17 protein-coding genes are annotated in these 15,800 nt (G+C 56.6%); 5 read left to right on the top strand and 12 right to left on the bottom strand.

What is annotated here, in order from left to right; translation table 11 throughout:
- The first annotated feature begins 148 nt into the window (after nt 1-148).
- Nucleotides 149-331 carry a hypothetical protein gene (locus GOV79_RS05250; protein WP_170788833.1) on the top strand — a complete coding sequence of 61 codons (183 nt, stop codon included), beginning with the start codon at nt 149-151 and terminating at the stop codon, nt 329-331.
- On the opposite strand, the gene dddP is transcribed toward GOV79_RS05250, so the two are convergent.
- Nucleotides 328-1,671, bottom strand: a complete 1,344-nt coding sequence (dddP, locus tag GOV79_RS05245) for a dimethylsulfonioproprionate lyase DddP (protein WP_170788832.1) — start codon at nt 1,669-1,671, stop codon at nt 328-330. The two genes, GOV79_RS05250 and dddP, sit on opposite strands and share 4 nt — an antisense overlap.
- A 123-nt stretch (nt 1,672-1,794) precedes the next feature.
- Here dddP and GOV79_RS05240 point away from each other — a divergent pair, with 123 nt between their 5' ends.
- Nucleotides 1,795-2,535 (top strand): heme-dependent oxidative N-demethylase family protein, encoded by a 741-nt coding sequence (locus GOV79_RS05240; protein WP_170788831.1) that lies wholly within the window; start codon nt 1,795-1,797, stop codon nt 2,533-2,535.
- 36 nt (nt 2,536-2,571) lie between these two features.
- On the opposite strand, the gene GOV79_RS05235 is transcribed toward GOV79_RS05240, so the two are convergent.
- From GOV79_RS05235 to GOV79_RS05215, 5 genes are all read right to left on the bottom strand, one after another.
- Nucleotides 2,572-3,492 (bottom strand): hypothetical protein, encoded by a 921-nt coding sequence (locus GOV79_RS05235; protein ID WP_331252086.1) that lies wholly within the window; start codon nt 3,490-3,492, stop codon nt 2,572-2,574.
- A gap of 198 nt (nt 3,493-3,690) precedes the next feature.
- On the bottom strand, nt 3,691-4,479 hold the full coding sequence (locus GOV79_RS05230; RefSeq protein WP_170788830.1) for a lytic murein transglycosylase: 789 nt from the start codon (nt 4,477-4,479) through the stop codon (nt 3,691-3,693).
- A gap of 70 nt (nt 4,480-4,549) precedes the next feature.
- Nucleotides 4,550-5,179 (bottom strand): MSMEG_1061 family FMN-dependent PPOX-type flavoprotein, encoded by a 630-nt coding sequence (locus tag GOV79_RS05225; protein ID WP_170788829.1) that lies wholly within the window; start codon nt 5,177-5,179, stop codon nt 4,550-4,552.
- 100 nt (nt 5,180-5,279) lie between these two features.
- On the bottom strand, nt 5,280-6,686 hold the full coding sequence (glnA, locus tag GOV79_RS05220; protein ID WP_170354533.1) for a type I glutamate--ammonia ligase: 1,407 nt from the start codon (nt 6,684-6,686) through the stop codon (nt 5,280-5,282).
- A 30-nt stretch (nt 6,687-6,716) separates the two neighbouring features.
- Nucleotides 6,717-7,055 (bottom strand): P-II family nitrogen regulator, encoded by a 339-nt coding sequence (locus GOV79_RS05215; protein WP_170354532.1) that lies wholly within the window; start codon nt 7,053-7,055, stop codon nt 6,717-6,719.
- Between the two features lie 170 nt (nt 7,056-7,225).
- On the opposite strand from GOV79_RS05215, the gene GOV79_RS05210 reads away from it, so the two are divergent.
- The 3 genes from GOV79_RS05210 to tig all read left to right on the top strand — a co-directional run bounded on the left by GOV79_RS05210 (nt 7,226) and on the right by tig (nt 11,824).
- Nucleotides 7,226-8,893 carry an NAD(P)H-hydrate dehydratase gene (locus GOV79_RS05210; RefSeq protein WP_170788828.1) on the top strand — a complete coding sequence of 556 codons (1,668 nt, stop codon included), beginning with the start codon at nt 7,226-7,228 and terminating at the stop codon, nt 8,891-8,893.
- 290 nt (nt 8,894-9,183) lie between these two features.
- Nucleotides 9,184-10,308, top strand: coding sequence for a porin (locus GOV79_RS05205; protein ID WP_170788827.1), 1,125 nt, complete (start codon nt 9,184-9,186; stop codon nt 10,306-10,308).
- A 184-nt stretch (nt 10,309-10,492) separates the two neighbouring features.
- Complete coding sequence (tig, locus tag GOV79_RS05200; RefSeq protein WP_170788826.1) at nt 10,493-11,824, top strand: trigger factor; 1,332 nt, start codon at nt 10,493-10,495, stop codon at nt 11,822-11,824.
- Between the two features lie 93 nt (nt 11,825-11,917).
- Here the strand turns inward: tig and GOV79_RS05195 are convergent, their stop codons facing one another.
- The 6 genes from GOV79_RS05195 to rpsF all read right to left on the bottom strand — a co-directional run bounded on the left by GOV79_RS05195 (nt 11,918) and on the right by rpsF (nt 15,623).
- A complete protein-coding gene (locus GOV79_RS05195; RefSeq protein ID WP_170788825.1) occupies nt 11,918-12,775 on the bottom strand; it encodes an acyl-homoserine-lactone synthase in 858 nt (285 codons plus the stop codon).
- A gap of 97 nt (nt 12,776-12,872) precedes the next feature.
- Nucleotides 12,873-13,574: a LuxR family transcriptional regulator gene (locus GOV79_RS05190; protein WP_170782633.1), complete on the bottom strand. Its 702-nt coding sequence runs from the start codon at nt 13,572-13,574 to the stop codon at nt 12,873-12,875.
- 175 nt (nt 13,575-13,749) lie between these two features.
- Nucleotides 13,750-14,226 (bottom strand): transglycosylase SLT domain-containing protein, encoded by a 477-nt coding sequence (locus GOV79_RS05185; protein WP_170770479.1) that lies wholly within the window; start codon nt 14,224-14,226, stop codon nt 13,750-13,752.
- 152 nt (nt 14,227-14,378) lie between these two features.
- Entirely contained in the window at nt 14,379-15,002 is a 624-nt protein-coding gene (gene rplI, locus GOV79_RS05180) for a 50S ribosomal protein L9 (RefSeq protein WP_170788824.1), read from the bottom strand.
- Between the two features lie 12 nt (nt 15,003-15,014).
- Entirely contained in the window at nt 15,015-15,242 is a 228-nt protein-coding gene (rpsR, locus tag GOV79_RS05175) for a 30S ribosomal protein S18 (protein ID WP_005608650.1), read from the bottom strand.
- 27 nt (nt 15,243-15,269) lie between these two features.
- Entirely contained in the window at nt 15,270-15,623 is a 354-nt protein-coding gene (rpsF, locus tag GOV79_RS05170; protein WP_170354526.1) for a 30S ribosomal protein S6, read from the bottom strand.
- Nucleotides 15,624-15,800: the final 177 nt, after the last annotated feature.

Here is a 15,800-nt window from a genome sequence, read left to right as displayed (position 1 = left end):
CAGATCGGTCATCCAGTACATGAAGCGGAACGTAGGCTTCAATTGCCATCAATTTATGTGATGAGGTATCAAAATAATATTCGTTTTAAAAATATGTTTGGAGCCTCCACATTGACTTTGTTCACGTCACACAATCTCGGAGGCCATGATGGCACACATTTCTTGCGCACCACGCAGCACCGCGCTGCGCCCCGATCTTCTGATCATTCTTGCCCTGACGGCGCTGCTTAGCTTTGCGGCGGGTCACAACTGGCCCGAGGCCGCGCCGGTCGCGGCGCAAACCGCTGAAGACTGGCACGGCAATGTCAAACGCTCAACCTGGCCGGACTAGGCCAGACCCATAAGCTGGGGGTCGAACGGATAGGTTGTCAGGTTCTCATACCCGTCTTCGGTGATCAGAACCTGATCCTCCAGCTTGATGGAAAAATCACCGCCCACTTCGCCCACGGCGGCCTCGACACACAGGACCATGCCGGGCTCCAAGGCATAGTCGTAAGCGCCGGCAACCGCCTTGTCCGGGTAGGCCACCAACGGCCATTCATCGCACAGGCCGACACCGTGCATCAGGCAACCGTATTTTTGTGCCTGAAACTTGTCGTCCAGTTTGTGTGAGTTGGCCGTCAGATCGGGGATCATGACGCCGGGTTTCAGCATCTCCATATTGGTCATGATATGCTCATGCGCGTGCTGCATGGCATAGATCATGTCCGGGCGGGGTTTCTGATCGCCGATCCACCATGTGCGTGAGATATCGATACATATACCGTAAGAACCGATCAGGTCCGTATCAAACGCGATAATCTCATTTTGTTGCGTGATCCGCGGTCCACATTCCTGAAACCACGGGTTCGTGCGTTGCCCTGAGGCGAGCAAGCGGGTTTCAATCCATTCACCGCCGCGTCGGATGTTTTCAGCGTGCAGAACGGCCCAAATGTCATCCTCGGATGTCTTGCTGTCGCCGACATTGGCGCGGGCAAACTGCTCCATCGCGCCAACAGCGGTCTCGCAGGCATGATGGGCGCAGCGCATGGCCAGAATCTCGTCCGGGCCCTTGATCGCGCGGGTCTTTTCAGTGAGTTCTTCGCCCTCCATGATCTCGAACCCCTGCGCCTCGAGCGCGCGCAGCCCATGCAGCATGATCTTGTCCACGGCCAAGCGTTTGTTGCCGCCGCTATGCTCTTCGATCAGCACCCGCACCTCATTCGAGAACACATCAGCCGCCACATCCACCTTGTCTCCCCGGTCGAAATAGAACAGGTCGGCGCCTGAACGCTGTTCGCGCACCAGCGGGTTGAAGGTCGAAAGGAAGGGCGAGTTTTTATAGTCCCAGATTACCATGTACCCATCGGCGCACAGCAGTACGGCGCGAAACGGGTTGTGGGTGTTCCAAAGCTGCATGTTGGTGCTGTCGGTGGCATAGCGGATGTTCAGCGGGTCGAACATCAGCACCCCGCCATAGCCGCGATCCACGACCGCTTGCGTCAGGCGTTTCCAGCGATACTCGCGCATGTTGGCAAGGTTGGGCAGGGTCAACCCGGCGGCTTCCCACTCGGAAAAGGCTAGTTGGGTGGGACCGATCTCGATCCGGTCCAATTCGTTCGGGGTGCCATCACCAAGGGTCGCGCCTTTGGTGGGGTCGATTTTGCGGCCGTCGCGGTAATGTGTGTTCATGGATGCCCTCTCTGCCTGTTTTTTCAGCGTGGAGAATCATTGCCGCGCAGTCTCGATAAATTGCGACGGTCGGATCGTCGCTTTTTGACCGACAGCTCTGCGTTGCAGTGATAGATCAGCCTTATGACGATTTTTCAGACCGCAATTCCCTACAACCCGCTAGATCAACGCCCACTGCCGGGTATCCAGCCCGACAGTATGGAGACATGGCTGCACCGGGATGATGCCTTTGCGGCGCAGATGCAGCACCGAGAAGCTTTGTTGCGCGACCGCCGGGCGGATGTTCTGGCGCTGGACCCGAGCGCTGAACCGGCGGCGCAGGAGCTGCTAGATCTTGTGCTGTACCACGCCTATCCGGGGTGCTCCGACCATGTCACCCGACCCGATGGACAAATGGTGGTCATCGATCGAGCCCAGCCGATGGAGACCCTGTGCAAACTGGTGCAGGAGGATATCTGTATCTTGCAAAAGCGCGGCGATGAACATGTTCTGACCGGGGCCGTCTTGTGTTTTCCGGCCAGTTGGCGCCTGTCCGAGAAGTTCATGCGCCCGCTGATCGACATCCATGTGCCGGTCGACAGCTATGACGATGACATCGCCCGCCGTGTCCAGCGCTTGTTCGACGGGATACGGCCGGGTCGGCCGCTCTGGAGGTTCAACGCGCTGTGGTACGATGATGCCGAGTTGCACCAACCCCGAAGCGTGCAGGAGTCACGTCACATCAAAGACCCCGGATCCGCGCCTTATCTGCGCAGCGAAAAGCAAACACTGTTGCGGCTGCCGCAGACGCAGGCGGTGGTATTTACAATCCATACCTACGTGCTGAAAGCGTACAGCTTGCCAAATATAGAAAACCCCGCCTGATGGCGGGGCCTCCTAGGAGGGTCTTAGGTTCGTGAATCACATGCCCAAAACGTTGGCAACACCTGCGAAGGCCCCGCTTGTGCTGAGAGCGGAGATCGCTACCGAATAGGCAAGCACCTGAGTGTTAAGGCGAAAATCTTCGCCCCGGATCAGGTTCACAGCGGCCATAGAGGCCGCGATCGGAACAGACACACTGGCCACGGCACCGGTCAATCCCCAACTGGTCAGTCGCAGGATATCACTGGGCTGTTCGTCGTGGTCGAGGGGGTGCGTGTCGTCCCGATCCAAAGGCTGCTCGATTGGTTCTGTCCGAAAAGCGATGCTGAGCAACTGCTCATCCGACAACTGGATCGGCCGGGCTGCCGGGGGCGGCGCCTTTTTTTGTGGCTCGTCCAGTGGGTCTTCCTCAATAGTGTCCAGTTCCGCGAACGGGCCTGAGACTGCCTCGAAAATCTGTTTTCTATTTCGCTTCTTTTTTTTAACGGGGGGCAGAGTGTCAAACGCACTCATGAATTGTTCGATGGTCAGCACGGTGTTGGGGGTCAGCCATTCAACCCGCTGCGTGGCGCAGATGTCGACCATGCGATACAGGACAACCACCAGCATCAGCTCGGAAATCTCGCGGTCGTCCAGAAGCGGTGAGACCGGCGTGATCGTAATGGTCAGCCGGTTTTTCGGCAACGTAACCACGGGCCGTTGCAGCGTCTTCAAACCAGCCGAGCGGTTCATGCGCTCAAACCGGTCTTCAGCCACGGGCACCTGTGTGTCCAGCGTCAGACGCACCAGATATTGATTGCAGACGATGCTGGCTTCGGTCGCGTCACGAATGCTCTTGCGTTCGACCAGATGCCCGTAATCTTCAAGCGTTGCAGAAACAATGGCGCTGAACCGCTCGATCGCGCCATCGGTCTCGCCGTCAAACTGCAAACCACCATGATAGCTGTTCTTCGGAGTCACTGCGCATTCCTTTGTCGCATCCTGTTTGGACTCCAGTCTAGTGAGAGAAATGGGGCAGATTTAGGCGAAAATGGAAAAAAATCACAAATTGCAAAGATTGATTACGGTCTGGAAACCTAGGCAATTTAAGGGCCATTAAATGTCTGTGGCAGGAATGTGGCTGAAATAAGGAGGCGCGTGCTGAGATTGTGGCCAGCCTTAGCCGTCGATTCGCGCGGCCATGATGGCGATGGATTGCTGGTACACGGTGGCAGCATTCCATTGCTGAATGACGGCAAAGTTTGGCTGCCCTTGCTGGTAGCCGCGCCCCGGTTTCCAACCCTTTTTGCGAAGAAAATTCGCGGTCGAGGCCAACGCGTCGGTCATGTTGTAGAAATCCACTTTGCCGTCCCCCGTGGCATCGACCCCATAGTTCAGTGCGTTGCCGGGCAGGAACTGCGTGTGCCCCAATTCGCCATGTTTCGCCCCCCGTGTCGCGGTCGTAATGCTGCCTTGATCCACCAGTTTCAGTGCGCCGATCGCATGGGGAATGAAGAATTCCGACCGGCGGCAATCATAGGCAAGGGTGGTGATTGCCGAAACAACCTGACTGTCGCCCATAAAGCCGCCAAAGCCGGTTTCCATGCCGTGAATGGCGATCAGAACACCCGCTGGAACGCCATATTGCCGCTCGAGCGCCGCGTAGAATTGCGGGTTTCGCGCCTTGTGCTTGCGTCCCTGCGCGACAATCGTGTCGGCGCCGCGAACCTGCATGAATTTGTCCAGCGAATATTTGAAACTCTTCTGGTTGCGATCGGCTGCAATAGTGCGTGTTGCATAGGTCGTCTGGGCGAGTGCCTGGAGGCCTTTCTTCTTTACACCCGCGCGTTTGGCTTGTTTCGCGAAGTCCTTTTTCCAAGCCTCAAAATCGGCGCTTGTGTCACCGCAGGGGGCAGCAATCGCAAGAGTTGGAAGGATCAAGGCGAAAAGCAGGGCAAGACGAAACATGGTGAAAAACCTGATGGACTGAAAAGAACAATTCCCATCTTACGTACCGAGAGCTGTCCCGCAAAGGGGGTCAGTACAGATCCAGTTCTCCGCTTTGCTTGAGGGTTTCGAACCATTCATCCGGAGTTTTGTTGATCCGCGCGTGCTTGACCATCATGGCGTTCATGTTCGGCAGGTTTGACGAATCTGGCCAATCCTGAGGGTTCCACAGGTTTGCGCGGATCACGCATTTGGGGCAATGGGCGAAGACGGTTTGAACTTTGATCAGTAAGGCCAGCTTGGGCGCGCGACCTTGCACGGCCATGGTGTCCAGCAGCTTTGGGTCGACGCAGATTTGGGCCGTTCCGCGCATGCGCAATGTCTCCATCTTGCCGGGCACGAAGAAAATCAAACTGACGCGTGGGTCTTTCAGGATGTTGTGGAACGTGTCCACGCGTTTGTTGCCAGGACGGTCGGGGATGGCGATCAGGGTGTCCGAGAGCACGTGAACAAAACCGCTTGGGTCTCCGCGCGGTGACACATCCAAATGTCCGTCGGGATTGGCAGAGGCAATGATGCAAAACGGCGAGGTTGCAACAAAGTCGCGGCACATCTGATCCAGAGCGGGCAATTCCTTGGCGATGATCTGGGGCAGAGGCGCGCCGGTTATCTGTTCCAATTCTTCGGCGGTGGTCACGAAATGCGTAAACTCGGTGTCCATGGGATCTCCTCCTTGGCAGGCAGTCTGGAAGATCACCCGAAACGAAACAAGGGCGCCCGGTTGGGCGCCCTTGGAAGAATTTTCGTCGAAAATTCTTGGATCAGCAGCTGTAGTACATGCCGTACTCGACCGGGTGCGGTGTGTGCTCGTAGGTTTCGACTTCTTCCATCTTCAGTGCGATGTAGCCGTCGATCTGGTCTTTGGTGAACACGTCGCCCTGCAGCAGGAAGTCGTGATCGGAGGCCAGAGCTTCCAGCGCTTCGCGCAGCGAACCACATACGGTCGGGATGTCGGCCAGTTCTTCGGCCGGCAGATCGTACAGGTTCTTGTCCATGGCTTCGCCCGGATCGATTTTGTTCTTGATGCCGTCCAGACCAGCCATCAGCAGAGCAGCAAACGCCAGGTAGGGGTTCGCGGCTGGGTCGGGGAAGCGAGCCTCGACGCGCTTAGCTTTCGGGCTTTCGGTCCATGGAATACGGACACAACCCGAACGGTTGCGGGCCGAATAGGCGCGCAGAACAGGTGCTTCGAAGCCCGGGATCAGGCGCTTGTAGCTGTTGGTCGACGGGTTGGTGAAGGCGTTCAGGGTCTTGGCGTGCTTCAGGATGCCGCCAATGAAGTAGATCGCTTCATCCGACAGGTCAGCGTATTTGTCGCCAGCGAACAGAGGCTTGCCGTCTTTCCAGATCGACATGTTCACGTGCATACCGGTGCCGTTGTCGCCTGCGATCGGCTTCGGCATGAAGGTGGCCGATTTGCCGTAGGCATGTGCAACATTGTGGATGACGTACTTGTACTTCTGCAGCTCGTCAGCTTGCTTGGTCAGGCTGTCGAAGATCAAGCCCAGCTCGTGCTGACAGGAAGCAACCTCGTGGTGGTGCTTGTCCACTTTCATGCCCAGGCGCTTCATGGTCGACAGCATCTCTGAGCGCAGGTCTTGCGCTTCGTCAACGGGGTTCACGGGGAAGTAGCCGCCCTTGACGCCGGGACGGTGGCCCATGTTGCCCATCTCGTACTCAGTGTCGGTGTTCCACGACGCGTCGGTTGCATCAACTTCGTAAGATACCTTGTTGATGCTGTTCGAGAAACGGACGTCGTCGAACAGGAAGAATTCGGCTTCTGGGCCCATGTAGGCAACGTCACCAATACCCGAAGCTTTCAGGTAGGCTTCGGCTTTCTGGGCGGTGCCGCGCGGGTCACGCTCATAGGCTTCGCCGGTGTCGGGCTCAACGATCGAGCAGTGCAGGCAGATGGTCTTTTCCGCGTAGAACGGATCAACATAGGCACTTTCGGTGTCGGGCATCAGTTTCATGTCCGATGCTTCGATCGATTTCCAGCCAGCGATCGACGAGCCGTCGAACATGAAGCCTTCTTCCAGGAAATCTTCGTCAACCTGGTCCGACATGATGGTGACGTGCTGAAGCTTGCCGCGCGGGTCGGTGAAGCGGATGTCGACGTATTCTGCGTCTTCATCACGGATCAGCTGAAGAACTGCGTCCTTGCTCATACTCTATTTTCCTCTGATTGGAGTGTTCGATTACAGCGCTTCCGAGCCGGTTTCACCGGTCCGGATGCGAATGGCTTGCTCAACGGGCGACACAAAAATCTTGCCGTCGCCGATCTTGTCGGTCTTAGCGGCCGAAACGATGGCGTCGATGGCAGCATCGACCTGATCGTCGTCCAAAACGACCTCGACTTTTACTTTGGGCAGAAAGTCGACGACATATTCCGCGCCACGATAGAGTTCGGTGTGGCCTTTCTGACGGCCAAAGCCTTTGACCTCGATCACACTGAGACCCTGGACGCCTACGTCCTGCAGCGCCTCTTTTACTTCGTCCAGCTTGAACGGTTTGATGATCGCTTCGATCTTCTTCATACCGGGCTCCCTTTAACTCTTGTAAGGATGGCAGTGACCACGTCTAAGATCGGGCGACAATCGGATTGCGAATTTGGCCCCGTTTGGCCGTTGGGAAAATGGGCTTGAGGTTAAATTTTAGTCAGTTTGCGTAAAAAATGATCGAAACTGAATCGACTGGGAAAAGTGAGATGACGGAACTGCTGACGGCTGCACAGATGCAGGCCATCGAACGGACCGCGATTGAGTCTGGTGAGGTAACCGGGCTGGAACTGATGGAGCGGGCCGGGCAGGGCGTTGTCGACGCTATTTATGAGGAGTGGCCCGAGTTCAAGGATCGAGGGGCCAGCCCCTCGAGCTCCCCGAGATATTTGGGGCCAGATGAAGGGGATCCGTTGCGCGCCGTGGTGCTGTGCGGGCCGGGGAACAATGGCGGTGACGGGTTTGTTGTTGCGCGTCTGCTGCATGCGTTGGGGTGGAACCTTGGGGTGTTTCTGTACGGGGATGCCGAGAAGCTGCCGCCGGATGCGCGAGTGAATTATGAGCGTTGGATGGAGTTGGGGGCTGTCAAAGCTCGAAAGATTGATCCACCACCCTTGGTGGATGAGTATCTGCCTTTCCCGGATCATTTGGACCTGATTGTCGATAGCTTGTTTGGAACCGGTTTGACTCGTCCTTTTGGGGGGGCGTTTAGCCTTTTGGCTCAAGAGGCGGTGAAAACTTTGCTAACAGAGAAAGGTGTTCGGGTTGTGTCCGTAGACACACCGAGTGGATTGTGCGCAGACAGCGGTCGGGCGATAGGCTCCGCAATTTCGGCTGATTTGACCGTTTCATTTCATACTAGAAAGATTGGTCATCTAATCGCGGATGGTCCCCGATATTGTGGAAAGACTGTTGTGGCTGGCATTGGGTTGCCGTCACTGGAAAAGCCTGATTCAGCGGCCCGGAGTGCTTTGGTTAAGCTCCACGATCAGGAAAAACTGGTTCGGGTCCTGTGTACGGAAGCAGATCAAAGCAACTTGCCACAGTATCTCTTCAAAAAGCATTACGAGCATAAATACTCCCACGGTCACGCCCTGATCCTCTCAGGCGGCGCTGCGAAAACTGGTGCTGCGCGGTTGGCGGCGCGGGGGGCTTTGCGGATTGGGGCTGGGTTGGTGACGCTTGGGGTGCCGGGCTCGGCTCAGATGGAGGTGGCGGCGCAGCTGACGGCCCTCATGGTGCAACGGGTTGATGGGGCCGAGGGGTTTGCGGATGTGCTGGGCGACGATCGGTTGAATGCGCTGTGTCTTGGGCCTGGAATGGGGGTGGAGCGGGCGCGCGAACTGGTGCCGGTTGCGTTGCAGGCCAAGCGGGCGACCGTGCTGGATGCGGATGCTCTGACGGCGTTTGAGGGTGACCCGGCGGCTTTGTTCTCGAAGTTGCACGACAAGTGTGTTCTGACCCCGCATGGGGGCGAGTTTGCGCGGCTCTTCCCGGATATCACCGAAAAGCTGGCGGCGACGCCGACAAAGGGACCGGCTTATTCGAAGGTGGATGCCACGCGAGAGGCGGCCAAGCGTGCTGGGTGTGTGGTGCTTTTCAAGGGGCCGGATACGGTGATTGCGGCGCCGGATGGTAGATGCTCGATCAATGCGGCTTTTTATGACCGTTCTGCCCCTTGGTTGGCAACGGCGGGGTCTGGAGATGTGCTGGCCGGGTTTATCACCGGTTTGCTGGCCCGCGGGTTCACACCTATGCAGGCGGCGGAAACTGGGGCGTGGTTGCATGTGGAATGCGCGCGCAGCTTTGGGCCGGGCTTGATCGCCGAGGATTTGCCTGAGCAACTGCCATATGTATTGAAAAACATAGATATATGATTGTATATTCGACGTGTCGCCGAACGCTGGTTGCTGCACTGGTAATGGCCGTCTGAAGGGTGAAGCTGGCCAATCGACAATTGTGTCTGTGCCTTGGGACGAACCAACCTGGAAGCAAGGGAAGGTTTTGCGAGAAGTAAGAATTTAAAAAGAAGCCAGATTTCGAGGACGCGGTGTGAGGTACGTTACGGAAGGCAATAGGCATCACTTGTGCGTTCAGCGCCCGTCCTAGGCAGGTAGAAGACAAAAAATTGAGCAGCGCCAAAACAGTTTTTCTCATGGTGACTGAAATGACCCAGAATTTTAGAATTCATTCTCTGGCTGCAGTGTTGGCCGTAACGACTGCCGTTCCGGCAATGGCGCAATTGCGATACGACAATAACAGCGGCGGCTATGTCGAGCTCTACGGCCAGATTCACCCGGTCATCGTCTCGGTAGATGACGGGGAAGAAACGGAAACCCGTTTACTCGACAATGATCTGTCGAACAGCCGTGTGGGGCTTCGCCTGATGCAGCCCTATGGCAGCAACGAGTTCACGTTCTGGTTTGAAACCGGATTGGGGCTGCCCAGCACCGGTTCGGCCAATCAGGACGGCACCAATAATGATGGCTGGTCGCGCGAAGATATTCGCCACGTCGATTTCGCCCTGAAAGGCAGCTATGGCAAATTCTCGGCAGGGCAGGGCAGCATGGCGTCCGATGGCGCGGCCGAGGTTGATCTGTCCTATGTTGGCACTGTGCTGTATTCGTTCACCAATGACGAGAACGGTGCCTTTTTCTATCGCCAGCCCGACGGGATACTGAGCGACATCACGGTTGGAGATTCCGCCGACAACTTTGACGGGGCGCGGCGCGGGCGTATCCGTTATGACACGCCTAGTTACAATGGGTTCTCGGGCGCTATCGCCTATGGTCAGAATATTTTGTCCAGCAGTGACGACGACGATTATTACGATATTGCAGTATCTTACGGAAACACCTTCACAAATGGGATCGAGTTTGCGGCCACAATCGCCTATGCGGTGCGCGACTTTGATGATGGGTCAGGTGAACGTCGGGATACGATCGGATCGGCCTCGGTGCTGCTGCCGAGCGGGTTCAGTTTCACAGCGGCTCTGGGGACGCGGGACAATACCTCTGACGGGGCTAGCGATCCGGATTATTGGTACACAAAGATCGCCTATGAGACCGATTGGGTGTCTTGGGGGCAAACCGGTATCGGGATCGACTATTTCGACGGATCCGATTTCCAGAATGAAGGATCAAGCACCAAATCCTGGGGCATCGCGGTTGTGCAGCGGATCGACAGCATCAACACGGATGCATATCTGAAATACCGCCGCCACGATTTTGACGATATGGTCGATTTCGACGAGAACGAAGCCTGGGCTCTGGGCGCGCGCTGGCGGTTCTGAGACGACAGTTGCAGCCAACAACAAACGCTCCGGCCCAGTCCGGGGCGTTTTTTCTTCAAATCCGCGGCAAAACAAGGCTGATCGGGCAGTTGCCCCTTGCACGTTGGGGGCAGGGCAAATAGAAGGCCTCAAATTTGCCCGGCGCGCCGTTTTGCGCGCCCCGAATCCTATGGGGACTACCATAATGCAGGTTACCGAGACGCTGAACGAAGGTCTGAAACGCGGTTACAATATTGTCGTTTCCGCAACTGAGCTGGACGACAAAGTGAATGAAAAACTGGTCGAGGCACAGCCGGAAATCGAAATGAAAGGTTTCCGCAAAGGCAAAGTGCCGATGGCGCTGCTGAAAAAGCAGTTCGGCCAGCGCCTGCTGGGTGAAGCGATGCAGGAAAGCATCGACGGTGCGATGAATAAGCACTTTGAGGATAGCGGTGACCGTCCTGCGCTGCAGCCCGAGGTCAAGATGACCAACGAGGACTGGAAAGAAGGCGACGACGTCCATGTCGAGATGTCCTATGAGGCGCTGCCTGCCATTCCTGAAGTTGACCTGAAATCGGTCGAACTGGAAAAGCTGGTCGTCAAAGCCGACGACGCGGCGATCGAAGAAGCGTTGAACAACCTGGCTGAAACCGCGCAGGATTTCAAAGCGCGCCGTAAAGGTTCGAAAGCCAAGGACGGTGATCAGGTCGTGATCGACTTCGTTGGCAAAGTAGACGGCGAAGAATTCGAAGGCGGTTCGGCCGAGGACTACCCGCTGGTTCTGGGCTCGAATAGCTTCATCCCCGGCTTTGAAGAACAGCTGGTTGGTGTGAAAGCCGAAGAGGAAAAAGACGTCAACGTCACTTTCCCGACCGAATACGGTGCCGAGCATCTGGCCGGTAAGGAAGCTGTTTTCACCTGCACCGTCAAAGAAGTGAAAGAGCCTGTCGCCGCCGAGATCAACGACGAGTTGGCCACCAAATTCGGTGCCGAAGATCTGGATGCGCTGAAGGGTCAGATTTCGGAGCGTCTTGAAGCCGAATATAACGGCGCATCGCGGGCCGTGATGAAGCGCGCTCTGCTGGACGTGCTGGATGAGAAGGTGTCGTTCGACCTGCCGCCGTCGCTGGTAGAAGCTGAAGCCAAGCAAATCGCGCACCAGCTGTGGCACGAGGAAAACCCCGATGTCGAAGGCCACGATCACGACCCGATCGAGCCCACCGACGAGCACAACAAACTGGCCGAGCGCCGCGTGCGTCTGGGTCTGCTGTTGGCGGAGCTGGGCCAGAAGGCCGAGGTTGAAGTCACCGATGCCGAGATGACACAGGCGATCATGAATCAGGCGCGTCAGTACCCTGGTCAAGAACGTCAGTTCTTTGAGTTCGTGCAGCAGAATGCCCAGATGCAGCAGCAACTGCGCGCGCCGATCTTCGAGGACAAAGTCATCGACTATATCGTCGAGCTGGCTCAGGTTGCTGACAAGGAAGTCAGCAAAGACGACTTGCAAAAAGCCGTTGAGGCGCTGGACGAGGAATAATCCCTTGTCGCCCGCGTAGCCGGGCAAAAGAATACGGAGCCGCCTGATAAAGGCGGCTCCGACTAAGTGGCTCTAACTTCTGAGGTGAGGGGGTCAGGCCCCATGAGCTAGAGCACGGGGGGAACGCATCAGGGCTATCTTCTGCTCGGGCGTGAACTTGTCCGAGAGTTCTTCTATCAAGCGCAATACGGCATTGACCTCTTCCTGGGTGGTTGCGGCGCTCATTTGTTCTACGAAGTATTTTTCCATTTGACTCAGTGGCTTGTGATCGAAGTTTGCGGGTTTGGGTTGTGGTTTGACGTTGGACTTGGCGAAAAGCTGGAGCGCTTGTTCGTCGGTCAGAAACACGTCATGGGCGATGCCAGCATAGTCGCGAATTCCTGAAATACGCTCGTCCGAGAAATCCATGAGGGCGGCCATCGCCACCACTTTCCCCATGGGTTTCGCGGTGCCCAGATAGTCATAAGGCGCGTTCCCGGATCGTTGCAGGACGCGGTTCATCACCGGGTCTATAACAGCGATCGAGTCCAGCACTCCGGCTGTCTTGGCGTATTCGAACGAACCGATCATGACCTCGCTGGTGACATAGGAGACCGAATTCTCACCCCTCCCGCGCCCCAACTTTTTAGTGTCGACACAAAACCGGGTTGCCTCCCAAATCTGGGCGCTGCGCACAGGCGGCTCGCCATCCAGGATCGCGTTAAACACATCGGCCAGCATATGAGGCCCTGTGGTCTGCAGCAGACGCATACAGCCAACGACGTTCCCCTCGTCGTTCAGACTGACCACGTGTGCAGGATTGAGCGTATCGAACCTGTCGATCTCTCGCCCGTCCTGGATGGTTACGTCCCATCCCAAGCGGTCGCCGAAGACGCGTGCGCGCAGTTGATACATCTCATCCAAGATGTCTTTGAATTTGTGTTGGTTCATCCCATCAATCACGATGATCATGTTCCATCCCCCTACAGATTGGTTACCGTGAACAGAGGATTAACAAAGTTGTGATCTGAGACTATTAGGGGATTCCCGTAGAATTTTAGTTTTTTTGTTAACCGGGAGCTATCAGGCCGAGACTAACGGCCCGTCCGATCGCCTGCGGCGTGGTCAATGCGCCTAGTTTTTCCCGCCCTGACCGCATATGCACTTCGACGGTCCGGTGCGAGATGGACAGGATATCACCGATATCCTGCTGAGATTTACCCACGGCCGCCCATTGAAGGATCTCTTTCTCGCGCGTTGACAGGGCAGGTAGGTATAGTGCTTTGCCCAACAAACCCGACTGCATGACCGTGTCATGGGCGTGCACGGCGGCAAGTTGCAGGTCCCCCATCACGTGCCGCTTGAGCTTGTCCCATTCGTCGTCCGAGCAGTCACGCGTTACGTTCAGCAGCCCGCATTCGCCGTAAGGGCCGCGCACCGGAACCGAAAGGCCTCGGGTCGTGATGCCAAAGTCATGGGCGTCCCGAAACACGGTGTGGAACTTGTCATCATGGTTAAAGCGACCCCAGTCTACGGGGGCGATACTGAGCACGGATTGATACAAAGTCGGGTCAAATTTATGAAAACCCTGCGTACCATAGTGAATCTTCCATTCGTCAGGATAGTTCGCGTAGCCTTGAACATCTCCCTTAACGGGGTTGAATGTCGCATAGGATGCGTAATCAAAGCCAAGCTCGGAACAAACCGCGTCAATTATGTCAGCGGCTGACTTTTCCTCGTGGTCGATAGCGGCCAAGTCGATCAGCTTCAACTTTTCAACCTTTACGGAGGTTAACCTCGGTTCAGAGGTTAACGGCGTTAATGTTCAGTAAATCTTACGAGGCGTAAGGCAGCGCGCAAGCAGTTTGTTCACATGTGTAGTGTTATTATCCGCCATTCGCGACGTCATAACGCATTAATACAAGGTTTTCGGCAGCCTCGGAGGGCTATTCGGGAACCAACCCTGTTTCAACCAACAATCCGCGTGCTTTTGCCTCGGGCCAGTAGCCTTTGGCATAGAGAAAGATCGCGCGTTGCTGATCGCCGTCGGACAGCAGCCATGCGCCGCGCAGGTACTTGCCGGCAAATTCCAAATTGGTGTCGGCGTCGAGGAGCCCCTGCGGATCGCCCTGGTAGCCCATGGACCGTGCAGTGGCCGGAAGGATTTGCAGCAGCCCGTAATAGGGTCGGTTCACGGCCCAGGGGCGATGCGTACTTTCGCGAATAGCCAGTTTGTGCACCAGCTCGCGCGGCAATTCGTAGTGATCGGCCCATTTATTGATCGATGCCCGCAGCTCGGGCGTTTCGTTCGGGTAAAGCGGGGGATCAAAGGCCGCACGCGTCGGTGTGTCGGGGGTGCCGCAAGCCACCAGCGGTGCGGCAAGAAGAAGGGCTAAGACACTGCGGCGCGGGATCTGAGTCATCAAGGGCTCCGGAATTTTGGACGAAATACTAGGAAACTTGTCTCTGGCCGCAAGGGTAGCTGGAAATTCAGGCTGAATTATGCCGCCCAGTTCGTGCATGAAAAAAGGCCGCCCAAAATGGCGCGGCCTTTTCGAAGTTCACAGGTTGAAGGTTACGCTTTCGCGTCGTCTTCTTCCGCAGCCGGTGCTTCTTCGGCAATCAGGTCTTCGTCGTCAGACGCGGCGGAACCGATATCGTCGAACAGCTCGGCGATTTCGAATTCAGCGGCGGCTTCTTCTTCAGCGGCCAGTTCCTGGATCGATTTACCCGAAGCTTGCAGTTCGGCTTCTTCTTCCGAACGGGCGACGTTCATCTTGATTTCAACTTCGACCTCGGGGTGCAGTCTGACTGCCAGCGAATGCAGACCCAGCTCCTTGATCGGTGCGATCAGGGCGATCTGTTTCTTGTCGACGGTGAAGCCAGCTTCGGTCGCGGCCTCTGCAGCGTCACGCGGAGTGACCGAGCCGTACAGAGCACCGGCATCCGACGCCGAGCGAATCACGATGAACTGCTGACCGTCCAGCTTTTCAGCCAGTGCTTCAGCTTCTTTCTTGGTTTCCAGGTTGTGCGCTTCAAGCTGCGCCTTGCGGGCTTCGAACGAGGCGATGTTCGACTCGGACGCGCTCAGAGCTTTGCCTTGGGGCAGCAGGAAGTTGCGGGCGTAGCCGGGCTTGACGTCAACGACGTCGCCCATCTGACCCAGTTTCGCAACGCGTTCCAGCAGGATAACTTGCATATCAGTCTCTCCTTACTTCACGGCGTAGGGCAGCAGGGCGAGGAAGCGGGCGCGCTTGATAGCACGGGCCAGTTCACGCTGCTTTTTCGCCGAAACGGCGGTGATGCGCGAGGGAACGATCTTGCCACGCTCAGAGATGTAGCGCTGCAGCAGACGAGTGTCTTTATAGTCGATCTTCGGCGCGTTCTCGCCCGAGAACGGGCAGACCTTGCGGCGGCGGAAAAATGGTTTTGCGGCCATGGTTTATGTCCTTTCGTCAGGCGTTGATCAGCGGCGCTCGCGGCGGCCTTCGCGCTCGTCGCGCTTCTGCATCTGGACCGAGGGGCCCTCGGCATGTTCGTCGACCTTGATGGTCAGAACGCGCATGACGTCTTCGTGCAGGCGCATCAGGCGCTCCATTTCCTGAACCGCGCCAGCAGGCGAGTCGGTTTTCAGGAAGGCATAGTGGCCTTTGCGGTTTTTGTTGATCTTGTAGGCCATCGTCTTGACACCCCAGTACTCGCTTTCGACGACGTTGCCGCCGTTGTCAGCCAGAACAGTGCCGAAATGTTCGACAAGGCTTTCTGCCTGCGCGTTGGACAGATCCTGACGCGCGATCATTACATGCTCATACAGTGGCATGTGCACTCCTGTTTATATCAAGGCGCATTTCATAGGCGGGGCCGTTTGGTCCTTCGCGACCCTGCCACGAGAGGCTGCGCGATTCATGTGATTAGCGAAGGATGGCCCCGTATACACGTTTATGGCGGCGGGGCAAGACCTGACACACGTGCCTTGGTGAAGTCCTGCTATTTCCTT

Source organism: Ruegeria lacuscaerulensis, assembly GCF_013034745.1.
In the GTDB taxonomy this organism is placed as follows: Bacteria; Pseudomonadota; Alphaproteobacteria; order Rhodobacterales; family Rhodobacteraceae; genus Ruegeria; species Ruegeria lacuscaerulensis_B.
This window is presented reverse-complemented; position numbering and strand designations above follow the sequence as displayed.